Here is a 15,327-nt window from a genome sequence, read left to right as displayed (position 1 = left end):
TTTCCGTTAACGATTAACGCTAAACCTGCTTAGTGCATTTCGCTATTTGTTATTTCCATCACTTATTTAATTGTTACTATGCCTGCCGATACTCTGTCATAAAAATTCGCCCTTTCCATACCGATAACGCATAAAGGAACCACGACCGCCATGACGACCCAGGCACCTCCCGGTTTTCCGCTTCCCCTGACGCCGGAGCAACTGACGCGGCTGCAAAGCGCGACGGCAGACTTCTCGCCCACGCAGCTGGCGTGGCTTTCCGGCTATTTTTGGGGGCTTGTCAATCAACAGCCGGGAACGTCGTCACCGGCGGCACCGCCTGCGCCCGCTGCGGCGATCACCGTGATTTCCGCTTCGCAGACCGGCAATGCCCGGCGGGTGGCGGAGCAACTGCGGGACGATCTGAGCGGCGCAGGGCTGAGCGTTACGCTGTTCAGCGCCGGCGACTACAAATTCAAACAGATCGACAAAGAAAGCCTGCTGCTGATTGTCGCTTCCACCCAGGGGGAAGGGGAGCCGCCGGAAGAAGCCGTGGCGCTGCATAAATTCCTGTTCTCCAAAAAGGCGCCGCGCCTTGATGGTACGGCGTTTGCCGTGCTGGGGCTGGGGGATACCTCGTATGAAAACTTCTGCCAGACCGGGAAAGACTTCGACAACCGCTTGGCGGAACTGGGCGCGGAGCGTTTGCTGGATCGCGCCGACGCTGATGTGGACTATCAGGAAACCGCCGCCGGCTGGCGTCAAAGCGTGGTGGCGTTGCTGAAACAGCGGGTGCCGCAGGCCACGCCGTCCCAGCTTTCCGGCAGCCTCAGCGGCAGCGTTGACGTGCTCGACAGCTCGCCTTACAGCAAAGAAGCGCCGTTCGTCGCGACGCTGGCGGCGCGGCAGAAAATTACCGGCCGCGCCTCGGACAAAGACGTGCGCCATCTGGAGATCGACCTCGGCGATTCCGGCCTGCGCTACCAGCCGGGCGACGCGCTGGGCGTGTGGTATCGCAACGACGGGGAACTGGTGGCCGAGCTGCTGGGATTGCTGTGGCGCAAGGGCGACGAGCCGGTGACGGTGAAGGGCCAGAGCATGACGCTGGCGCAGGCGCTGACCGACCACTTCGAGCTGACGCAAAACACCGCCGCCATCGTCGAGAAATATGCCGGTCTGTCGCGCGACGCCGCGCTGATCGAGCTGCTGGCGGATAAACATCAGCTGCAGCAATATGCGCAAACCACGCCGCTGGTGGACATGGTGCGCCAGGCCCCGGCGGAGCTGGACGCAGAACAAATTACCGGCCTGTTGCGCCCGCTGACGCCGCGCCTGTACTCCATCGCCTCATCGCAGGAAGAAGCGGGCAGCGAAGTGCATATTACCGTCGGCGTCGTGCGCTACGAGATTGACGGACGTGCGCGCAGCGGCGGCGCGTCGGGCTTTCTGGCCGACCGGCTGGAAGAAGACGGCGAAGTGCGGGTGTTCATTGAACATAACGACAACTTCCGCCTGCCGGCCAACCCGGAAACGCCGGTCATCATGATCGGGCCGGGCACCGGCATCGCGCCGTTCCGCGCCTTTATGCAGCATCGTGAAGCGCAGGGCGCGACGGGGAAAAACTGGCTGTTTTTCGGCAATCCGCACTTTACCGAAGACTTCCTCTACCAGGTCGAGTGGCAGCGCTACGTGAAAGAGGGGCTGCTGTCGCGTATCGATCTGGCCTGGTCGCGCGATCAGGATCATAAAATCTACGTCCAGGACAAGATCCGGGCGCAGGGCGCCGACGTCTGGCGCTGGTTGCAGGACGGCGCGCACATTTATGTTTGCGGCGACGCCAACCGCATGGCGAAGGACGTTGAACAGGCATTACTGGACGTGGTGGCCCAGCACGGCGCAATGGACGCCGGGCAGGCCGATGAATATTTAAGTGAGCTGCGCGTTGAGCGCCGTTATCAGCGGGATGTGTATTGATGAACGATAAAACTGCAACCCCCCGTTACGCCGGTCCGCTGGTGGTCGAGGGCGCGCTGGCTGACGCCGAGCGCATGAAGCGGGAAAGTAACTACCTGCGCGGCACCATTGCCGAAGATTTGAATGACGGCCTGACCGGCGGATTCAACGGCGACAACTTTTTGCTGATCCGCTTTCACGGCATGTATCAGCAGGACGATCGCGACATCCGCGCCGAGCGTACCGAACAGAAGCTGGAGCCGCGTCACGCCATGATGCTGCGCTGCCGCCTGCCGGGCGGCGTCATGACGCCGGCGCAGTGGCTGGGGATCGACAAATTCGCGGCGGAGAAAACGCTGTACGGCAGCATCCGCCTGACCAACCGCCAGACGTTTCAGTTTCACGGCATTCTGAAGCCGAACGTCAAGCCCGTGCACCAGATGCTGCATGAGCTAGGGCTGGACGCACTGGCGACGGCCAACGACGTTAACCGTAACGTCCTGTGCACCTCCAACCCGGTTGAATCGGCGCTGCACGTACAGGCGTGGGAGTGGGCGAAGAAGATTTCGGAGCATCTGCTGCCGCGCACCCGCGCCTATGCGGAGATCTGGCTGGATCAGGAAAAGGTGGCGACGACCGATGAAGAACCGATCCTCGGCCCGACGTATCTGCCGCGTAAATTTAAGACCACGGTGGTGATCCCACCGCAAAACGACGTCGATCTGCACGCCAACGATCTGAACTTTGTCGCTATCGCCGAAAAAGGCAACCTGATCGGTTTTAACGTGCTGGTGGGCGGCGGGCTGTCTATCGCCCATGGCGATAAGTCCACCTACGCCCGCACCGCCAGCGAATTGGGTTTTATTCCGTTGCAGAGCACGCTGGCGGTTGCCGAAGCGGTGGTGACCACCCAGCGTGACTGGGGCAACCGCACCAACCGTAAAAACGCCAAGACCAAATATACGCTGGAGCGGGTGGGCGTTGACCGCTTCCGCGCCGAGGTGGAAAAACGGGCCGGCATCACCTTCGAAGAGATTCGGCCCTATGAATTTACCGGCCGCGGCGATCGCATCGGCTGGGTGAAGGGCGTGGATAATAAATGGCATCTGACGTTGTTTATCGAAAACGGCCGCATTCTCGATTATCCGGGCAAGCCGCTCAAGAGCGGTCTGGCAGCGATAGCGAGCATTCACAAGGGCGATTTTCGCCTGACGGCGAACCAGAACCTGATCGTGGCGGGCGTGGCGCAGGCCGACAAGGCTGAAATCGAACGCCTGGCGCGCGAGCACGGCCTGATTGACGATAGCGTCAGTGAACAGCGCAAAAATTCCATGGCCTGCGTCTCGTTCCCGACCTGCCCGCTGGCGATGGCGGAAGCCGAGCGTTTCCTGCCGGAGTTCGTCACCAACGTGGAAGAGATCATGCAGCGTCACGGCGTTGCAGAAGAGCATATTGTGCTGCGCGTTACCGGCTGCCCGAACGGGTGCGGACGGGCGTTGCTGGCGGAGGTTGGGTTGGTCGGCAAAGCGATGGGCCGCTATAACCTCCACCTGGGCGGAAACCGGATCGGCACGCGCATCCCTCGTATGTACCGGGAAAACATCACCGAAGCGGAGATTCTGACGCTGCTGGACGACCTGATCGGCCGCTGGAGCCAGGAGCGCCAGGACGGCGAAGGCTTCGGCGATTTCACCATCCGCGCCGGGATCATCCGGCCGGTGATGGACCCGGCGGTGGACTTCTACGATTGACCGCGCAGCGCGGGTTCCGGCCATACCGTTGGCCGGAACCCGGCGAAACCCACGAAAACCGTAACCGGAGCTACCCATGTCAACGCTGAATCTCACTGAGCTGGCGGCTCTCCCCAAGCCGGAGCAGACGGCAGCGCTTTCCGGCGTGAATGCCGAACTGGAAAAACTTTCCGCCGAGTCCCGTATCGCCTGGGCGCTGGAGAACCTGCCCGGCAACTTTGCCGTCTCCTCCAGCTTCGGCATTCAGGCCGCGCTGACCCTGCATATGGTTAGCCGCCAGTCCGCCGGCATCCCGGTGATCCTCACCGATACCGGCTATTTGTTTGCGGAAACCTACCGTTTCATCGACGAACTGACCGAACGCCTGAACCTGAACCTGAAAATCTACCGCGCCGTGATCTCCCCGGCCTGGCAGGAAGCCCGCTACGGCAAGCTGTGGGAGCAGGGCGTGGAAGGGATCGAACGTTACAACGACATCAACAAAGTCGAGCCGATGAACCGCGCCCTGCGTGAGCTGGAGGTGCAAACCTGGTTTGCCGGCCTGCGCCGTGAACAGTCCGGCAGCCGGGCCGCGCTGCCGGTGCTGGCGATACAGCGCGGCGTCTTTAAGTTTCTCCCGGTTATCGACTGGGACAATCGCCAGGTTTATCGTTACCTGCAACAGCATGGCCTGAGTTACCATCCGCTGTGGGAGCAGGGGTATCTTTCCGTCGGCGACACGCATACCACCCGTAAATGGGAGCCGGGGATGGCGGAAGAGGAAACCCGCTTCTTCGGCCTGAAGCGAGAATGCGGTCTGCACGAATAAGTTTTTTAAGGGCCATTGCGGCCCTTATCCTTCCTTTCTTCCCCGTTAGTTAGTCTGCGCATTTATTTCACTAATGTGAGTTGTTTTTCTGAATTGTTTAATTGATTAAATTTAAGTAAATGCATTGATATCCAATTGTATGTGGCGGACAGGTATTAATATTGTCTGATGCTTTGGTGCAGGGGCTTATTACACTTTTATGCCTTAGTTATTTTGTCTTTTCCCTCTTTTTCGCATTACATTTTCTAATTCGAAATAAATAAAATGTCGACTGTGTAGCAAATTGATAATTAACCCCGAAGAGTTAAAAACGATCGCGTGTTTTTTGACGGGCTGGTCACATTATTAGCAGAACATCTTCCCTACCATGCCGCCAACTGAAAGACAGATATCCTGTGTTAGCTGACTGTTACAAAGGATTTGCGATGAAAACCTACGATAACCTACCACTAACTATCCATGACGTTACTGATGCAAGGAAGAGGCTGAACGGACGCGTATATAAAACCGGACAACCGCGCTCAAACTATTTAAGTGAGCGTTGTAAAGGCGAGATTTATCTTAAGTTTGAGAATATGCAACGCACCGGCTCTTTTAAAATACGCGGTGCCTTCAACAAATTAAGTTCATTAAGCGAAGAAGAGAAAAGACAAGGGGTTGTCGCATGCTCTGCGGGTAATCACGCACAAGGAGTATCACTCTCCTGCGCGATGCTGGGAATTAATGGTAAGGTCGTGATGCCGAGCGGTGCGCCAAAGTCTAAAGTCGCGGCAACCACCGATTATTCGGCCCAGGTTATCCTGCATGGAAATAACTTTAACGATACCATTTCCAAGGTCAGCGAAATAGTTGAAACAGAAGGAAGAATCTTTATCCCGCCCTATGACGACGAAAAGGTTATTGCCGGTCAGGGAACAATTGGCCTTGAAATCATTGAAGATTTATACGATGTCGATAACGTCATCGTGCCAATCGGCGGCGGCGGCCTGATCGCCGGTGTGGCGGTGGCAATTAAATCCATAAATCCGACGATTAATATTATCGGGGTGCAATCTGAAAACGTTCATGGTATGGCGGCATCTTATTATGCTGGAAAAATAACCAATCATCGTCATTGCGGTACATTAGCCGACGGATGTGACGTTGCCAGACCGGGAAATTTAACCTTTGAAATTGTCAGGGAATTAGTGACCGACATTGTTTTGGTCAGCGAAGACGAAATCAGGAACAGCATGGTTGATCTTATTCAGCGCAATAAGATCATCACGGAAGGCGCAGGCGCTCTAGCATCTGCTGCTTTATTAAGCGGAAAACTTAAAAAGTATATTGAAGGTAAGAAAACCGTAAGTATCATTTCCGGAGGAAATATTGACCTCTCGCGCGTATCACAAATTACCGGCCCGGACAATATTCACTAAAATATTTTTTTAAGGAATCATACAAATGAGTTTGGATAATGCGATTGCTTCCAGTCAGAGCAAAGGATTAGCCTGGCGCAAGTCGGATACGACGTGGACTCTGGGGTTATTCGGCACCGCTATCGGCGCCGGGGTGCTCTTTTTCCCGATACGCGCAGGTTTTGGCGGGCTGATCCCTATCTTAATCATGTTGGTCCTGGCTTATCCGATAGCCTTCCTGTGCCACCGCGCGCTGGCCCGTCTGTGCTTATCCGGCAGTAATCCGTCCGGTAACATTACGGAAACGGTGGAGGAGCACTTCGGCAAAACCGGCGGCGTGGTCATCACGTTCCTGTATTTCTTCGCGATTTTACCGCTACTGTGGATTTATGGCGTCACTATCACCAACACCTTCATGGCTTTCTGGGAAAACCAGCTGCAACTGCCGGCGCTGAACCGCGGCTTCGTCTCGCTGTTCCTGCTGCTGCTGATGGCGTTCGTCATTTTCTTCGGTAAGAACCTGATGGTGAAGGTGATGAGTTACCTGGTATGGCCGTTTATCGCCAGCCTGGTGCTGATCTCGCTGTCGCTGATCCCTTACTGGAACGCCTCCGCCATTAACCAGGTTGACCTGAGTGCGATCACCCTGGGCGGCAGCGACGGTATCCTGGTCACCGTATGGCTGGGTATCTCCATCATGGTGTTCTCCTTCAACTTCTCGCCGATCGTCTCTTCTTTCGTGGTGTCTAAGCGCGAAGAGTACGAAGGGGATTACGGCCGGGAATTCACCGAGAAGAAATGTTCTCAGATTATCTCCCGCGCCAGCATGCTGATGGTGGCGGTGGTGATGTTCTTCGCCTTTAGCTGCCTGTTTACCCTTTCTCCGGCGAACATGGCCGAAGCCAAAGCGCAGAACATTCCGGTGCTTTCTTATCTGGCTAACCACTTCTCCTCCATGGCCGGCTCGAAGTCTACCTTCGCCACCACGCTGGAGTATGCGGCTTCCCTGATTGCGCTGGTCGCCATCTTCAAATCTTTCTTCGGCCACTATCTGGGCACGCTGGAAGGTCTGAACGGCCTGATCCTGAAGTTCAAATACCACGGGGACAAAACCAAAGTTTCCGAAGGCAAACTGAACTCGGTCAGCATGCTCTTCATCATGGGCTCCACCTGGCTGGTCGCCTACGTTAACCCGAACATCCTGGACCTGATTGAAGCCATGGGCGCGCCGATCATCGCCTCCCTGCTGTGCCTGCTGCCGATGTATGCGATTCACAAGGTCCCGGCGCTGAAGCCCTTCAAAGGTAAAGCGGAGAACATCTTCGTTACCGCCATCGGTCTGCTGACTATCCTGAACATCGTTTACAAACTGTTCTAATCCGGGCCGCGTAATACACCGGGCCGCGCCATCACAGCGCAGCCCGGAACCATTCATCCATCCTGACATTCATTCCTCTACCCTGACGCCGTGCGGCGCCGGGGGGGAGCGGAGCAATTCGATGAAAGAGAATCCTGTTGTATTGGTGATTAACTGCGGCTCTTCTTCCGTTAAGTTTTCCGTGCTGGACGCCATGAACGGCGACGATTTGCTGTCCGGCACCGCCGACAGCATCGGCAGCGACAATGCCTTTCTGGAGGTGAATAAAAACACCCGGCTGGCGCTGTGCGAAGGCACTTATGACGCCGCGTTGCAGGCCATCGCCGCCGAGTTGGAAAAACGTCACCTGATGGAATCCGTTGCATTAATCGGCCACCGGATCGCCCACGGCGGCAGCCTGTTCAGCGAAGCAGTGCTGCTGGACGATGAGGTGGTGGAGAAAATCCGCGAAATTTCCCCGCTCGCGCCGCTGCACAACTACGCCAACCTGAACGGCGTGGAGGCGGCGCGGCATCTGTTCCCCAGTCTGCCGCAGGTGGCGGTGTTCGACACCGCCTTTCATCAGACGCTGACGCCGGAAGCATACGTTTATGCGCTGCCGAAGCGCTATCTGGATGAACTGGGTGTGCGCCGCTACGGTTTCCACGGTACGTCCCACCGTTACGTGTCACAGCAGGCGCTGTCCATGCCGGGAATGCCCCACGGCGATGTGGGGCTGATCGTGGCCCACCTCGGCAACGGCGCGTCCATTTGCGCGGTGCAAAACGGCAAAAGCGTGGACACCTCAATGGGCATGACGCCGCTGGAAGGGCTGATCATGGGCACCCGCAGCGGCGACGTCGATTTCGGCGCACTGGCCTACATTGCCGGCAAAACCGGCCAGTCGATGACGGACATCGAACGCATGCTGAATAAAGAATCCGGGCTGCTGGGCCTGTCCGGGCTGTCGGCGGATCTGCGTGAACTGGAAAAGGCCTATCACGCCGGGCATGAAGGCGCCCGCCTGGCGATCCACGCTTTTGTGCACCGCATTGCCCGTCATATCGGCGGCCACGCCGCGTCGCTGAAGCAGCTGAACGCCATCGTGTTTACCGGCGGCATCGGTGAAAACTCCGTGTTGATCCGCCGCCTGGTGCTGGAACATCTGCGGGTGTTCGGCGTGAGGGTCGATGAGACGAAAAACGCGCTGCCGAACAGCCACGGCGAGCGGATTATCAGCCAGGCGTCATCGCCGGTGATGGCCGCCGTGATCCCGACCAACGAAGAAAAAATGATTGCGCTGGACGCCATTCGCGTCAGCAACGCGGTTCCGCACGTGGAATTCGCCTGAACCCGATACTGAAGTAAAAACTGAAGTAAAAGATAAAAACCTTACCGAGGGAGTTTTTGCAATGAAGCTCGATCTGGATATTACCGACACGAATTACGCTGAAGCCTGGGAAGGATTTAAAGGCGCTGACTGGAAGCAAAGCATCAACGTCAGAGACTTTATCCAGCACAACTACACGCCGTATGAAGGCGATGAAAGCTTCCTGGCCGACGCGACGCCGGCGACCGCGCAGCTGTGGGAAAAGGTGATGGAAGGCATTCGTATCGAAAACGCCACCCATGCGCCGGTGGATTTCGACACCAACGTCGCCACCACCATCACCGCCCATGCGCCGGGTTATATCGAGAAAGCGCTGGAAAAGATCGTCGGGCTGCAAACCGACAAGCCGCTCAAACGCGCGCTGCACCCCTTCGGCGGTGTGAATATGATCCGCAGTTCGTTCGAGGCGTATGGCCGCGAAATGGACCCGGAGTTTGAGTATTTCTTTACCGATCTGCGCAAAACCCACAACCAGGGCGTGTTCGACGTCTACTCACCGGAAATGCTGCGCTGCCGCAAATCCGGCGTACTGACCGGCTTACCGGACGGTTACGGCCGCGGACGCATCATCGGCGACTACCGCCGCGTGGCGCTGTACGGTATCAGCTACCTGATCCGCGAAAGAGAGCTTCAGTTCGCCGATCTGCAACCGAAGTTGGAAAGGGGCGAAGATCTGGAGAACGTGATCCGCCTGCGCGAAGAACTGGCGGAGCACCGCCGCGCGCTGCAGCAGATCCAGCGCATGGCGGCCAGCTATGGCTGCGACATTTCCCGCCCGGCGAAAACCGCGCAGGAAGCGGTACAGTGGACCTACTTCGCGTATCTGGCGGCGGTGAAATCGCAGAACGGCGGCGCCATGTCGCTGGGCCGCACCGCGACGTTCCTGGATATTTACGTTGAACGCGATCTGAAGGCCGGGCGGATCGACGAAGTGCAGGCGCAGGAGCTGATCGATCACTTCATCATGAAGATCCGCATGGTGCGCTTCCTGCGTACCCCGGAGTTCGACTCCCTGTTCTCCGGCGATCCGATCTGGGCAACCGAAGTGATTGGCGGTATGGGGCTGGACGGCCGCACGCTGATCACCAAAAACTGCTTCCGCTATCTGCATACGCTGCAAACCATGGGGCCGGCGCCGGAGCCGAACCTGACGATTCTGTGGTCCGAAGCGCTGCCGCGCGCGTTCAAAGCCTATGCGGCCAAGGTGTCTATCGCCACGTCTTCCCTGCAATATGAAAACGATGACCTGATGCGCCCGGACTTCAACAGCGACGATTATGCTATCGCCTGCTGCGTCAGCCCGATGGTGATCGGCAAACAGATGCAGTTCTTCGGCGCGCGCGCCAACCTGGCGAAAACGCTGCTTTACTGCATCAACGGCGGGGTGGATGAGAAACTGAAGATTCAGGTCGGCCCGAAAACCGCACCGATGCTGGACGACGTGCTGGATTACGACAAGGTGATGGCCAGCCTGGACGGCTTTATGGACTGGCTGGCTGTGCAGTACGTCAGCGCCCTGAACCTGATCCACTACATGCACGACAAGTACAGTTACGAAGCGTCGCTGATGGCGCTGCACGATCGCGATGTGTACCGCACCATGGCCTGCGGCATCGCCGGGCTGTCGGTGGCGGCGGACTCGCTGTCGGCGATTAAGTACGCCGAAGTGAAGCCGGTGCGCGACGCCGACGGGCTGGCGGTGGATTTCGTGATCAGCGGCGACTACCCGCAGTACGGCAACAACGACGATCGCGTGGACAGCATCGCCTGCGATCTGGTCGAACGTTTTATGAAGAAGATTCAGGCGCTGCCGACCTACCGTAACGCGGTGCCGACCCAGTCGATCCTGACGATCACCTCCAACGTAGTGTACGGGCAGAAAACCGGAAATACCCCGGACGGCCGCCGCGGCGGCACGCCGTTCGCACCGGGCGCCAACCCGATGCACGGCCGCGACCGCAAGGGCGCGGTGGCGTCGCTCTCTTCGGTGGCGAAACTGCCCTTCAAATATGCGAAAGACGGGATCTCCTATACCTTCTCCATCGTGCCCGCCGCGCTGGGCAAAGAAGAGCAGGCGCGGAAGAATAACCTGGTCGGATTGCTAGACGGTTATTTCCACCATGAAGAAGAGCGGGTAGAGGGCGGCCAGCACCTGAACGTCAACGTGATGAACCGGGAAATGCTGATGGATGCGGTAGCGCATCCGGAGAAATACCCGAACCTGACGATCAGGGTTTCGGGGTATGCGGTGCGCTTTAACGCGCTGACGCGGGAGCAGCAGCAGGACGTGATTGCCAGAACGTTTACCAGCGCGCTCTGAGTTCGCCCGTCGCGCAAGCCGGAGGGGGCGTGATGCAGCTTTCTCCGGTATGCCGTTTACCCTATGACGGCGGCAGCCTTACCTCAGGCTGACGCCGTTTTCTTTGGCCCATGCCCGCAGCCTTGCGCAGGCATTGGCATAAGGGGCCACGGTGTTGAATGAAATCATCCTTCCCAGGGGCCACTTGCCGTACCAGGACATGCCATAGAGTTCTTCGTCGCTGCGTTCCTCAATCAGGCTGACGATTGTTTTTTTGGCCGCCCCGAGGTTACTGATGAGGATGCCGAATTCCATATCCTCATAGTCCGCGTAAAATTTTTGCGCGAGCAGCCCGAGCTGGCTCCAGGTATAGCCGGTTTCCGGAAAATCGACGGGCTCCATCTCTTCGTCCAGATATATCCACTTGGCGAGCAACGTATTCCAGCCCAGCAGGTAAGCAACCAGATTGTGCACGCTCATCGTGGTGCCCCTGACATGCCCTGCCATTGATTTGGCGCTGGTAAGTCCGGGAGGAACAGCATTGAGATAGCCAGACAGTTTGTTGAAGTTCTTGTCGATGGCAAGGAGTAACTCTGATTTGGTTTGCGGCACGCCCATTATCGATCCCTCTCTGTAAAGTGAGCCATCCGGACGGTGTTATGCGTCGGCTACAGTGATGCTCCGCTAAAAAATAACCGATAAACGCCCGTCGCCACAACAAATACCGCGATGATTTTCGATTCATCACTCGCCTTTATGGTAGCTGGTAGAATAATAAGCTATAAAATAACATTTCCTTCCATGGCGAAAGTCTTTTATCTATGTAATTACGCTTTGTTAAGAAGAGATTCTTAATAAGAAAGTAGCATTGGTTATATTAATGTCTTTATGTCTGGATGCGAATCAGAATATTGCCCGGTGTTAATCTTTTTCCTTAAAAAGGTAGGGGTAATCTGTATTTGTTGTTAGCGACTCACAATGAATAATCCTATTTTTTTTATATTTCCAGAGGCAAGATGCGTTGTTCGCAGAGTATTTCAGAAAGAATGATATGTCCTGCCTGTTTCAGATGGTTGCTGACTTTCGCCCACTATTCCGGGGTTTTAATTCTTCAGGATTGTATGAGCTCTGCCGTGAAGTCAGTGGCTAATATAGCGGCAACAGTGTATCGGGAATAACCCTTAACCATTTTTCATAATGAAAGGGGATAAACACCCTATGATTAAAGATTATTCTTATTTTCGGGGGCCAAATTTAATATTTATAGGAGTTTATCAATCTGTTGGCAGTCTTGACCGTAGGTTGTTTGCGGTGATATTTTCTAAAATAAAAATTAGTAATGCCTTTAATACACAGCATTGACAGTGTCGATTGTTTATACGGTGACTATTATAGACGGTATTTTTTGTTCGTATTTATAACGACCTGAATAAAAAGATTTATTATAAAAAGGAATAAGAATAAAAATGTGGGCAGTAGAAATGCAGGATGTCTGCAAAACATATTTGTTAGGGCAGGTCAGGGTAGACGCGCTCAAGGATATAAATATTAACGTCACCCCACAGCGTTTTACCGTGTTATCCGGGCAATCCGGCAGCGGAAAGACCACGTTGCTCAACCTTATCGGCGGTATCGACAGCCCTGACAGCGGGCGGCTGGTGATTGCCGATCAGGAAATGAGCCGCCTTAATGACGACCAGCGCAGCGCTTTCCGCGCCCGCCACCTTGGTTTTATCTTCCAGAACTTCAATTTAATCCCGGTGCTGACTGCGCGTGAGAATATTGAAATCCCCCTGATCCTGCAACGCAGCAGCATCGCCCAGCGTAAACGCGCCGTAATGGAAATGCTGGAAAGCGTCGGGCTGGAGGATAAAGCGGATGCGTTGCCGGGGCAGCTCTCCGGCGGTCAGCGGCAGCGGGTCGCCATCGCGCGGGCGCTGGTTCACCGCCCTGCGCTGGTGCTGGCCGACGAGCCAACCGCCAACCTCGACAGCAAAACCGGCCGCGCGATTCTGCAACTGCTGCGCCGCTTACAGCGTGAACAGGCGGTGACGGTGGTCTTTTCTTCTCACGATCCGCAGGTTATCGCGGAGGCCGACGACCTTTATCAGGTACACGACGGCAGCGTCAGCCGTCCGGATGCGGGGTAAGAAAAGTGATGCAAACATTCAAACTTGCTCTGCGCAACCTGCTGCGTAATCGCCGCCGTACGCTTTCCACGCTGTGCGCCATCGTGGTCGGCGCGGTCGGGATTCTGCTGTTCGGCGGCTATAACCGCTCCATTGAGTACAGCCTGCAAACCACCTTTATTCGCGATACCGGGCACCTGCAAATCCAGCACCGCGACTACTTGTTACATGGTACGGGCAACCCGGCGGAGTACAGCATCCGCAATTACCAAAAAATCATGGATACCCTTGCCGATGATCCGGTACTGAAGCCGATGCTGGTGGTTACTACGCCGGTGCTGCTGCTGACCGGCATCGCCGGGCATTACGCCGTCGGCACTTCCAGGCCCGCCCTGATTTACGGCAGCGAGGCCATCGGACAGGCGCAACTGAACGACTGGGATGAGTATCACTTTGGCGCAAACCTGCATGCCCGGCAGACGCTCAGCGCCGGAATGCCGGATGCGGCGATGATTGGCGGCGGGCTGGCGCGCTTGCTGCAACTGTGCGAGTTCGTGCATGACCAGCCCTGCGGCGCGCCGCCTGCCGCGGGCGATAAGCCGGCGGAGGCATTGCCCGACGACCTGCTGCAACTGGCGCAGGACACACACGGCGCGCGGGAGTCTGGTACGGGGTCGCACATCGAACTGCTGGCTGCGTCAACCGGCGGAGCGCCGAACATCATCCGGGTGCAGGTCACGAAAACGCAGCCCCAGGCCGCGCGCGAACTGGATGACAGCTTCGTCGGCATTCATCTGCAGCAGGCCCAGCAACTGCTGTTCGGCCCGGAGCGTCCGGGCGTGACGGCCATTATTCTGCAACTGCACAGCACGACCCAGCTGGACGCGGCGCGGGCGCGCCTGCACCAGCTTTTCGGCACCACGCTGGCGGCCGAACCGCTGACGGTGTACGACTTCGCCGAGCTGCAGCCGTTGTATAACCAAATTCTTGAAATGTTCGGCAAAATCTTCAACTTTCTGCTGGCGCTGATCCTGTGTATCGCGTTGTTCACCGTCGGCAATACCATGGGGATGGCCGTACTGGAACGAACGGTAGAGATCGGCACGCTGCGCGCGGTGGGGCTGAAACGGCGCGACATTCAGCGCCTGTTCCTCAGCGAAGGCATGCTGCTGGGCGCCATCGGTTCGTTGATCGGTGTGAGTACCGCGTTGGTGCTGGCCTACATCATCAACCGCTCCGGGCTGACCTGGCAGCCGCCGGGCGTGATTGCCCCCATTCCCATCCGCGTCAGTGTCTGGGGGGAGTGGACGATGGTGATGAGCGTGATGGGGATTTTACTGGTAGCGACCGTCTTTTCGTCATGGTGGCCGGCGCGGCGCGCGGCGAACGTGTATATCGTGCAGGCGCTGCGCCATACCTGATCCCGCACGGCAGGCAATGAAATGCCAGCCCTTACTTACAAGGAAGATAAAAGTATGCGATTTCGTTTCAGACACCTGGCTCCGTTTGGGCTTATGTGCGCGCTGTTGGGCGCGGCACCGGCGTGGGCCAGCCCCGATGCGCAGGAGATCCTGCAAAAAAGCGATGCGGTACGTAATCCGGACCGCTCGTTCAGCCTGATTACCACGCTCATCAGCTATAAAAACGGCAAACAGCATGAAACCAGCCAACTGGTGCTCTATTCCCGCGCGGCGCCGGACGGCGGCCAGTTCCGCAGCCTGCTGCGTTTTATCAGCCCGCAGCGTGACGCCGGAAAGCTGACGCTGAAAAGCGGGCGCGACCTGTGGCTTTACGATCCGGCCAGCCGCGCCAGCGTGCCGATTTCCCCGCAGCAGCGCCTGCTGGGGCAGGCGTCTAACGGCGACGTGGTGACGGCCAACTGGGCGGCGGACTACCGGGCGGCGCTGGTGGGAGAAGAACAGATCCAGGACGGAGACCGGCAAACGCGCGACTGTTATCGTCTGCACCTGACGGCGAGCAACCCGGACGCGGCTTACCCGTCGATGGAGCTGTGGGTGGACAAAGCGGATTTCAAAAGCCGCAAGGCCGAGTTTTACGCGGTTAACGGCAATTTGCTGAAAACGACCTATTACCGCCGCTACGAACAGGCGTTGAACGGCATTCGTCCGACCGAGGCGGTGATCATCGACGGAGTGAACGCCAAACTGGTCACGGTGATCCGCCATCAGGATTTCGCCTGGCGCGACGTGCCGGAAGCCTGGTTGCAGCGCGACTTCCTGCCGCACTTTAAGGACAACTGACGC

11 protein-coding genes are annotated in these 15,327 nt (G+C 57.1%); 10 read left to right on the top strand and 1 reads right to left on the bottom strand.

Annotation, left to right across the window (positions count from 1 at the left end):
- Positions 1–150 precede the first annotated feature (150 nt).
- The 7 genes from cysJ (at position 151) to pflB (ending at position 10,955) form a co-directional block, all read left to right on the top strand.
- On the top strand, positions 151–1,953 hold the full coding sequence (gene cysJ, locus C8D90_RS10740) for an NADPH-dependent assimilatory sulfite reductase flavoprotein subunit (RefSeq protein ID WP_115458439.1): 1,803 nt from the start codon (positions 151–153) through the stop codon (positions 1,951–1,953).
- Entirely contained in the window at positions 1,953–3,683 is a 1,731-nt protein-coding gene (gene cysI / locus C8D90_RS10735) for an assimilatory sulfite reductase (NADPH) hemoprotein subunit (protein ID WP_115458438.1), read from the top strand. Before cysJ ends, cysI begins: the two co-directional genes overlap by 1 nt.
- Before the next feature lie 76 nt (positions 3,684–3,759).
- Complete coding sequence (locus C8D90_RS10730) at positions 3,760–4,491, top strand: phosphoadenylyl-sulfate reductase (protein WP_115458437.1); 732 nt, start codon at positions 3,760–3,762, stop codon at positions 4,489–4,491.
- 425 nt (positions 4,492–4,916) lie between these two features.
- The gene (tdcB, locus tag C8D90_RS10725) at positions 4,917–5,909 is read left to right on the top strand and encodes a bifunctional threonine ammonia-lyase/L-serine ammonia-lyase TdcB (RefSeq protein ID WP_115458436.1); all 993 of its coding nucleotides are present in this window, start codon (positions 4,917–4,919) and stop codon (positions 5,907–5,909) included.
- A 25-nt stretch (positions 5,910–5,934) separates the two neighbouring features.
- Positions 5,935–7,266, top strand: a complete 1,332-nt coding sequence (tdcC, locus tag C8D90_RS10720; protein ID WP_115458435.1) for a threonine/serine transporter TdcC — start codon at positions 5,935–5,937, stop codon at positions 7,264–7,266.
- A gap of 121 nt (positions 7,267–7,387) precedes the next feature.
- A complete protein-coding gene (gene tdcD, locus C8D90_RS10715; RefSeq protein WP_115458434.1) occupies positions 7,388–8,596 on the top strand; it encodes a propionate kinase in 1,209 nt (402 codons plus the stop codon).
- Between the two features lie 61 nt (positions 8,597–8,657).
- Complete coding sequence (gene pflB, locus C8D90_RS10710; RefSeq protein WP_115458433.1) at positions 8,658–10,955, top strand: formate C-acetyltransferase; 2,298 nt, start codon at positions 8,658–8,660, stop codon at positions 10,953–10,955.
- Between the two features lie 78 nt (positions 10,956–11,033).
- Here pflB and C8D90_RS10705 read toward each other — a convergent pair whose 3' ends face one another.
- The gene (locus tag C8D90_RS10705; RefSeq protein WP_115458432.1) at positions 11,034–11,552 is read right to left on the bottom strand and encodes a ClbS/DfsB family four-helix bundle protein; all 519 of its coding nucleotides are present in this window, start codon (positions 11,550–11,552) and stop codon (positions 11,034–11,036) included.
- An 848-nt stretch (positions 11,553–12,400) separates the two neighbouring features.
- Between C8D90_RS10705 and C8D90_RS10700 the strand changes: the two genes are divergently transcribed.
- Genes C8D90_RS10700 through C8D90_RS10690 form a run of 3 tightly spaced genes read left to right on the top strand, consistent with a single transcriptional unit; the run spans position 12,401 to position 15,324 of the window.
- Positions 12,401–13,084, top strand: a complete 684-nt coding sequence (locus C8D90_RS10700) for an ABC transporter ATP-binding protein (RefSeq protein ID WP_115458431.1) — start codon at positions 12,401–12,403, stop codon at positions 13,082–13,084.
- 8 nt (positions 13,085–13,092) lie between these two features.
- The gene (locus tag C8D90_RS10695; RefSeq protein WP_115458430.1) at positions 13,093–14,484 is read left to right on the top strand and encodes an ABC transporter permease; all 1,392 of its coding nucleotides are present in this window, start codon (positions 13,093–13,095) and stop codon (positions 14,482–14,484) included.
- Positions 14,485–14,538: 54 nt separating this feature from the next.
- Entirely contained in the window at positions 14,539–15,324 is a 786-nt protein-coding gene (locus C8D90_RS10690; RefSeq protein ID WP_115458429.1) for an outer membrane lipoprotein-sorting protein, read from the top strand.
- The last annotated feature ends 3 nt before the right edge of the window (positions 15,325–15,327 follow it).

Source organism: Enterobacillus tribolii, assembly GCF_003363015.1.
GTDB classification, from domain to species: Bacteria; Pseudomonadota; Gammaproteobacteria; order Enterobacterales; family Enterobacteriaceae; genus Enterobacillus; species Enterobacillus tribolii.
Note: the sequence above shows the minus strand (reverse complement) of the source record. Positions and strands in the feature narration are given on the sequence as shown.

What these genes read in the sequence shown, in the direction of transcription:
- cysJ (WP_115458439.1), top strand. Translation starts at nt 151, where the DNA reads ATGACGACCCAGGCACCTCCCGGTTTTCCGCTTCCCCTGACGCCGGAG.
- cysI (WP_115458438.1), top strand. Translation starts at nt 1,953, where the DNA reads ATGAACGATAAAACTGCAACCCCCCGTTACGCCGGTCCGCTGGTGGTC.
- C8D90_RS10730 (WP_115458437.1), top strand. Translation starts at nt 3,760, where the DNA reads ATGTCAACGCTGAATCTCACTGAGCTGGCGGCTCTCCCCAAGCCGGAG.
- tdcB (WP_115458436.1), top strand. Translation starts at nt 4,917, where the DNA reads ATGAAAACCTACGATAACCTACCACTAACTATCCATGACGTTACTGAT.
- tdcC (WP_115458435.1), top strand. Translation starts at nt 5,935, where the DNA reads ATGAGTTTGGATAATGCGATTGCTTCCAGTCAGAGCAAAGGATTAGCC.
- tdcD (WP_115458434.1), top strand. Translation starts at nt 7,388, where the DNA reads ATGAAAGAGAATCCTGTTGTATTGGTGATTAACTGCGGCTCTTCTTCC.
- pflB (WP_115458433.1), top strand. Translation starts at nt 8,658, where the DNA reads ATGAAGCTCGATCTGGATATTACCGACACGAATTACGCTGAAGCCTGG.
- C8D90_RS10705 (WP_115458432.1), bottom strand. Translation starts at nt 11,552, where the DNA reads ATGGGCGTGCCGCAAACCAAATCAGAGTTACTCCTTGCCATCGACAAG.
- C8D90_RS10700 (WP_115458431.1), top strand. Translation starts at nt 12,401, where the DNA reads ATGTGGGCAGTAGAAATGCAGGATGTCTGCAAAACATATTTGTTAGGG.
- C8D90_RS10695 (WP_115458430.1), top strand. Translation starts at nt 13,093, where the DNA reads ATGCAAACATTCAAACTTGCTCTGCGCAACCTGCTGCGTAATCGCCGC.
- C8D90_RS10690 (WP_115458429.1), top strand. Translation starts at nt 14,539, where the DNA reads ATGCGATTTCGTTTCAGACACCTGGCTCCGTTTGGGCTTATGTGCGCG.